General features: G+C 75.1%; 4 protein-coding genes. 1 reads left to right on the top strand and 3 read right to left on the bottom strand.

The features are described 5' to 3' along the window. Together EAO77_RS25215 and EAO77_RS25210 are read right to left on the bottom strand one after the other, a co-directional pair. A partial coding sequence (locus EAO77_RS25215; RefSeq protein WP_147991021.1) for a hypothetical protein occupies nt 1-931 on the bottom strand: 931 nt, incomplete at its 3' end. Beyond that, entirely contained in the window at nt 928-4,383 is a 3,456-nt protein-coding gene (locus EAO77_RS25210) for a DNA polymerase III subunit alpha (protein WP_147990559.1), read from the bottom strand. The genes EAO77_RS25210 and EAO77_RS25215, both read right to left, overlap by 4 nt. 163 nt (nt 4,384-4,546) lie before the next feature. Here EAO77_RS25210 and EAO77_RS25205 point away from each other — a divergent pair, with 163 nt between their 5' ends. Then, the gene (locus EAO77_RS25205) at nt 4,547-5,674 is read left to right on the top strand and encodes an ABC transporter permease (protein WP_261994132.1); all 1,128 of its coding nucleotides are present in this window, start codon (nt 4,547-4,549) and stop codon (nt 5,672-5,674) included. A 257-nt stretch (nt 5,675-5,931) separates the two neighbouring features. Here EAO77_RS25205 and EAO77_RS25200 read toward each other — a convergent pair whose 3' ends face one another. Beyond that, nucleotides 5,932-7,017: a S1 family peptidase gene (locus EAO77_RS25200; RefSeq protein ID WP_147990558.1), complete on the bottom strand. Its 1,086-nt coding sequence runs from the start codon at nt 7,015-7,017 to the stop codon at nt 5,932-5,934. Nucleotides 7,018-7,156: the final 139 nt, after the last annotated feature.

Raw genomic sequence — 7,156 nt, 5'->3', positions numbered from 1 at the left:
GGCCGAAGCGGGCGCGGGCGCGGTCCGCCGCCGCCTCCAGGCGGCGCGCCCGCTCGTCGGCCGGGTCGAACGACAGCTGCCGGGCGGCCCCTTCGGCCGGCCCCAGCCCCTCCGCCCGCAGCGACAGCCCCCGTACCCGCGCCCGTTGCAGCCCGAGCGACTCGTGCATCGCGTACGCCGTCGCGGTGAGGGACGCCGAGTGCGCGGTCGGTTCGCGCAGCGTGCGCGTCCGGGTGGTCACGGACCGGTCGGCGTAGCGCACGGTGAGGGCGAGGGAGCGGCACACCTGCCGCTCCCCGCGCATCCGCGCGCCCAGCTCCCCGGCGAGGGAGAGCAGCGCCCTGCGGTGCCGGTCCTGGTCCAGCTCGTCGACGTCGAAGGCGCGTTCCGCCGCCATCGACCGGGAGAGCGCATCGGGCACGACCGCCGCGCGGTCGATCCCGCGCGCCCGCTCCCACACCTCGCGCCCGGTGCGCACGCCCAGCAGCCGCTGGACCACGGCGAGCGGGGCCGCCGCGACGCGGCCCGCGGAGTCGAGGCCGTACGAGCAGAGCGTGCGGGCGGTCGCCGTGCCCACGCCGTCGAGCGCGGCGACGGGCTTGTCGGCGAGGAAGCCGGCCGTCTCCTCCTGCGTCACCACCCGGGTCGTGCCGGGCACGGCCTCGCGCGCCGCCATCCGGGCGATCATCGGGCCGGGCCCCGCGCCGATCACGCAGTCCACGCCGCAGTGGGCGAGCAGGCGCACCCTCAGCAGGGCGGCGAGTCCGGCGGTGTCCCGCCCGAAGTACCGTTCGGCGCCCCGGACGTCGACGAGCGCGGCGTCCGGCGGGAGCGCCTGCACGACCGGGCTGATGTCCTCGGCCACCGCGAGGAGGGCGGGCAGCGCCGCCTCGTACATCGGCGGCAGCAGGAACCGTACGTGAAGGATCATCCCGCGCTCCCGGGGCTCTGGTGCCACAGTTTCCGTCCGGTCGCGGCCTTGTCGCCGGCCGGCTGGAGGTCCGCCCAGGGGTTCATCCGGTAACCGGTGGGCATCTCGATGCGGCGCCCGTCGCCACCCGGCGCGCCGCCGTCGTGTCCGGGCGGGGGGACGGGCGCCGCGAGCCGGGCGGCGACCGCGTCGAGGCCGCCGGTGCGCCGCAGTTCGGCCAGTTCGGCCAGGTTCCAGGCGGCGGCGCCCACGACGCTGAGGCTGCGCGGGCCCCGGCGCTGCACCACTCCGCGCACCAGCAGCAGCCAGGAGTGGAAGACGGTGTGGGCGCAGGCGGCGTGGCTGTCGTCGAAGAAGGCCAGGTCGACCAGGCCGGTGCCGTCGTCGAGCGTGGTGAAGATGACGCGCCGGCCGGACCGGATCGGCGGCGTCTGGGTGGCCGCCTTGGCGCCGGCGACCAGCACGGTCTGCCCGTCCCGCGCCCCGCGCAGCCGCTGCGCGGAGAGCGCGCCGAGCTCGGACAGGAAGGCGTGGTGGTCCCCCATCAGGTGGCGGGACGCGTCCATGCCGAGAACGCCCAGTTCGGCGCTGAGCCGCTCGGCGTCCCCCAGGTCGGGCAGTCCGACGGGGGCGGTGTGCCGGCCCTGGTCGAGCGGGAGCTGGCCGCCGCGCGAGGCGGTGGAGCGCCCGCCGCGGTGGAGTTCGGCGAGGTGCAGCATCAGGTCGCGCCGGTTGGCGCCGAAGGCGTCGAGCGCGCCGACCTGGGCGAGCCGTTCGGCGACGGGGCGCGAGGGGCGGGCGCGCTGCCAGAAGTCGAGCAGCGAGGAGTACGGCCGTCCCTCCTCGATGCGGGCGGCCTCGTCCTCGCTGATGCCGTGGACGTCCGAGAGCGCGAGCCGCAGCCCCCAGCGCGCCGGCCCCTGACCCTGATCAGACACCAGTTCGATTCGATGGGCGGCCGCGGACCGGTTGACGTCCAGCGGCAGCACGGGCACCCCGCGCCGCCGGGCGTCGGCCAGCAGCAGGCGCTTCGGGTACATCCCCGGGTCGTGCGTGAGCAGCCCCGCGTAGAAGGCGGCCGGGTGGTGGGTCTTGAGCCAGGCCGACTGGTAGGTGGGAACGGCGAAGGCGACCGCGTGCGCCTTGCAGAAGCCGTACGAGCCGAAGGCCTCGACGATCTTCCAGGTGCGTTCGACCACCTCGGGGGCGTAACCCCGCGACCCGGCCCGCTCGCCGAACCAGACCTTGATCCTGCTCTGCGACGAGGGGTCGGACAGCCCGCGCCGCACCCGGTCGGCCTCCGCCCGGCCGCAGCCGGTCATGATGTCCACGATCTCGATGATCTGCTCGTGGAAGACGACCACCCCGTAGGTGCCCTTCAGCGCCTCCTCCAGGTCGGGGTGCGGATAGCGGGCGGGCGCCCGGCCGTGACGCGCCTCGATGAACGGCCGGACCATGTCGGCGGCGACCGGGCCCGGCCGGAACAGCGAGATGTCGACGACCAGGTCGTGGAAGGTCTCCGGCTGGAGCCTGCCGACCAGGTCGCGCTGGCCCGGGGACTCGATCTGGAAGCAGCCCAGCGTCTCGGCCGACTTGATGAGGCGGTAGGTCTCCGGGTCGCCGGGCGGCACCTGGCCGGGATCGTCGAGGTCGAGCTCCTCCCCCGTGGTCCGGCGCACCTCGGCGACCGCGTGCGCCATCGCCGACTGCATCCGCACCCCGAGCACGTCGAGCTTGAGCAGCCCGAGCTTCTCCACGTCGTCCTTGTCGAACTGCGACATGGGGAACCCCTCCCCGCTGGTGGGCACCACCGGGGTGCGCGCCGGCAGGGAGGCGTCGGAGAGCAGGACGCCGCAGGGGTGCATGGCGACCCCGCGGGGCAGCGCGTCCAGCGCCTCGACCAGGTCCCACATCCGTCCGCGCTTCTTCAGGTCCTCGGCCGCGGCGCGCAGTTCGGGCAGTTCGTCGAGGGCCGCCCGGGCGTCGCGCGCCCGGATGTGCGGGAAGGACTTGGCGATCTCGTCGATCTCGGCGGGGTCCATGGACAGGGCCGCGCCCACGTCCCGTACGGCATGCCGGACCCGGTAGGTCTCGGGCATGGCGACGGTCGCGACCCGTTCCCCGCCGAAGCGGCCGATGATCGCGCGGTAGACGTCGAGCCGGCGGGCCGACTCGACGTCGATGTCGATGTCGGGCAGCACCCGGCGCCGCTTGGACAGGAAGCGTTCCATCAGCAGGCCGTGCTCGACCGGGTCGGCGTGCGCGATGCCGAGGAGGTGGTTGACGAGGGATCCGGCGCCCGAGCCGCGCGCGGCGACCCGTACGCCCATCTCCTTCACGTCCCGCACCACCTGGGCCACGGTCAGGAAGTACGAGGCGAATCCGTGGTGGGCGATGATGTCCAGTTCGTGGTGCATCCGCTCCCAGTAGTCGCGGCGCCCGTCGTAGCCGTGCAGCACCATGCCCGCGGCGGCGCGCGAGGCCAGCACCCGCTGCGCCGTGCGCCTCTCCGCGCCGACGAGCCGGGGCTCGGGGAAGTGGACGCTGCCGATCCCCAGGTCGTCCTCGGGGTCGACGACGGCGGCCGCGGCCGCCTCCTCGGTCATGGCGAGCAGCCGCAGCGCGGTGTCGCGCCGGAGGCCCGCGGCCTCGGCCACCCGCTCGGCGGTGTGCGCCATGGCCGCCGGGTCCTTGAGCCAGCGCTCCCCGCTGTCGAGTCCTCTGCGCGGGTCCACGGGCACCAGGCGGCGGGCCGCGTCCAGCACGTCGGCGACCGGGCCCTGGCCCGGGTCGGCGTAGCGGACGGCGTTGGTGAGAACGGCGCGCACTCCGTGCTCGGCGGCGAGCCCGAGGGTACGGGCGGCCTGGCGCAGCGACCCGGGGCCGGTCCCGGCGCGGCCGTGGTGCACGACCTCCAGGCACAGCCGGTCGCCGTACCGCTCCCGCCACGGGGCGAGCAGCGCGGCCGCGCGGTCGGGCCTGCCCCGGGTCAGCGCCGCGCCCACGTCCGAGGACGGGCCGAGCAGCACGGTGAGGCCGTCGCCGTGGTTGGCGGACCAGGGCAGCAGGGGGCCGTCGCCGGCGCCGGCGTGGGCCGCGGTGATCATGCGGCACAGATCGGCCCAGCCGCCGCGGTCCCGGGCGAGGAAGACGGCCCGGTGCGCGGACTCGTCGACGAACGCGCCGCCGCGCACCGGTGTGCGCCGCCGCTCGGCGGGCCCGTCCCGGCGTTCGCGTTCCCCGAGGGCGAGGTCCACCCCGAACACCGGGCGCACGCCGTGGCCGGCGCACGCCTCGGCGAAGCGGACCGCTCCCGCGAGGGTGTCGCGGTCGGTCAGCGCCAGGGCGTCCATGCCCCGCTCCGCCGCACGCTCGGCCAGCCGCTCCGGGTGGGAGGCCCCGTAGCGCACGGAGAACCCGGAAACGGTGTGCAGATGCGTGAACCCTGGCACCCGCGCCTCCTGGATCAGTCCGTCTCACCTCCCCCGTTCTCCACCATAGACCATTTTCGAACACTCGTACGATACATCGCGGTGCGGCTCCCCGGCCCTCGTCCGTACGCCATTCGGCCCCGCCCCACCTGCATGAACACGGCCCCGCACCGAGCGTGGGCGCATGGCTGAGAGATACGACGGACCGCCCGGCGGCACCCCGGGAGAGCGGCCGGACGACGACTACGGCGACTCCCGGACCGAGTCCCCCGCCGCCCCGCGCCAAGGCCCTCGCCCCGGATTCCTCAGCGAGGTCCGGAGCGCGGTGAGCGTGCGGGCCGCGCTTCTCGTGCTCGGTGTGCTGGCGCTCCAGATCGCCTTCATCACGTCGTACGTCGGCGCCTTCCACGACCCGACGCCGCACCGGATCCCGCTGGCGGTGACCTCCGTCTCGCCCCAGGCGGTCGACCAGTCCCTGTACGAGCTGAACCGGCTCCCCGGCGAACCGCTCGACCCGAGGGCGGCCGCCGACGAGGCGACCGCACGGCGGCAGATCCTGAACCGCGAGGTGGACGGGGCGCTGATCATCGACCCCCGGGCCACCACCGACCGGCTGCTCGTCGCCGGCGGCGCGGGCTCCTCGCTCGCCCAGGCGCTCACCGCGGTCGTCGCGGAGGCCGAGTCGGCCGAGGGGCGCCGGGTGCGGGTGGTGGACGTGGTCCCCGAGGCCCCGGGCGACGCCCGCGGACTGTCCTCGTTCTACCTGGTCGTCGGGTGGTGCGTGGGCGGCTACCTGTGCGCCGCGATCCTGGCGATCAGCGCGGGCGCACGGCCGGCGAACGGGGCCCGCGCGCTGATCCGGCTGGGCGTCCTGCTGCTGTACTCGATCGTCGCCGGCCTGCTCGGCACGGTGGTCGCAGGGCCGGTCCTGGACGCACTGCCGGGCAGCGTCTGGGCCCTGTGGGGCCTGGGCACCCTGCTGGTCTTCGCCGTCGGCGCGCTGACCCTCGCCCTCCAGGGGCTGGCCGGCGTCGTGGGCATCGGCCTGGCGATCCTGGTGGTCGTCGTCGCGGGCAACCCGAGCGCGGGGGGCGCCTACCCCTACCCGCTGCTCCCGCCCTTCTGGCGCACGATCGGCCCGGCGCTCCCCCCGGGGGCGGGCACCTGGGCGGCCCGCTCGATCGCGTACTTCCGCGGCAACGCGGCGGCGGGGCCGATGTGGGTCCTGACCGCGTGGGCGGTCGGCGGCGCGGTGGTGACCACGGCCCTGGCGGTGCTGCGGGGCCGCGGCCGGAACGACGCCCGGACCTGACCCGGCGGCCGGGCCGGGACCCGCGCACGGCCGGAACGACAGCGGGGCCGCCCCCTTCGAAGGGGGCGGCCCCGCCGCGTGTGCCGTCACCGGCCGCGATGCCGCACGGACAGCGCCTCCGGCACCGGCCGCGCGTCGCCACCGGTCTCAGCCGCTCCGCGCGCCGCGGACGGGCCGCGCTTCCGTCACCGCCTGCGTGTCGCCACCGGCGCCGGACGGGCCGCGCTTCCGTCACCGGCCGCGCGTCGCCACCGGTGTCAGCCGATCTGGGCGCCGAAGACGGACAGCGCCTCCGTCACCGGCTGGAAGAACGTCTCACCGCCCGAGGAGCAGTCGCCGCTGCCGCCCGACGTCAGGCCGATCGCCACCTCGCCCGCGAAGAGCGAGCCGCCGCTGTCGCCCGGCTCGGCGCAGACCGAGGTCTGGATGAGCCCCTCGACGATGTCGCCGTTGCCGTAGTTCACGGTCGCATCGAGACCCGTGACCTGGCCGTCGTGGACCTGGGTGGTGGAGCCGCTGCGCTGCACCTGCATGCCGACCGTCGCGTCGCCCGCCGACGTGATGGCCTGCGCGCTGCCGTTGTAGAGGTTGACCTCGCTCGGGTGCGCGGTGTCACCGCTGTACTTCACCAGCGCGAAGTCGTTGCCCGGGAACTGCGAGTCGACCATCGAGCCGACGGCCGCGCCGCCCGCCGAGTCCGACCACTCGCTGCCGGTCTCACCGCAGTGCCCGGCGGTGATGAAGTGCGGCTCGCCGTCCTTGACGACGTTGAAGCCGAGGGAGCAGCGGCCGCCGCCGGAGTGGATCGCGTCGCCGCCGGAGGCGAAGGGCTGGAACTCGCCCGCGGTCCGCTTCAGCTCGGCCTTGCCGCCGAGGTCCTTCACGACCTTCTGCAGCGTGGCGAGGTCCGCGCCCTCGACCGTGCGGTCGGCCGTCACGACCACCTTGTTGGTGACCGGGTCGGTCGCCCAGGAGGTGCCGGGAATGGTGGCCCTGTCGGTGAGCGTCTGCCGCGCGCCGGTCAGTTCGGCGAGGGTGTTCCGGACGATCCGGGCCTTGCCGCCGGCCTCGCGCACGGTCGTCGCGGCCTCTTCCGAGACCACGTTGACGACGAGGGCCCTGGCCTCGGTGTCGTAGTAGGCACCGGCCTCGGCCGTGCCGAGGTCCGCCTTCAGGGAGAGGGCGAGCGTCCCGGCCGCGGGCGCGGTCAGCGCCTTGACCGAGAACTGCTCGGTGTTGTCACTGGCGTTCGCACTCTGGAAGGTGAAACCCGCTGCGAGCAGCGCGGCGACCGCGCCTCCGGCGACGGCTGCCCTTCTCCTGGGTATACGACGGTGCTTCAAAAGTGACCTCCTGTGGGGGGCCGCGCCCGGGACAAGTGGGGTGTCCGGGAGCGGAGGATGACACGCCCACTATTCCGACGCGTCGCACTCGCACACAAGGCCGACTTCTGGACGGGCACACGACAACACGGTTGCGTTC

The sequence above is a fragment of the Streptomyces sp. T39 genome (genome assembly GCF_008042045.1).
Taxonomy (GTDB): Bacteria; Actinomycetota; Actinomycetes; order Streptomycetales; family Streptomycetaceae; genus Streptomyces.
Note: the sequence above shows the minus strand (reverse complement) of the source record. Positions and strands in the feature narration are given on the sequence as shown.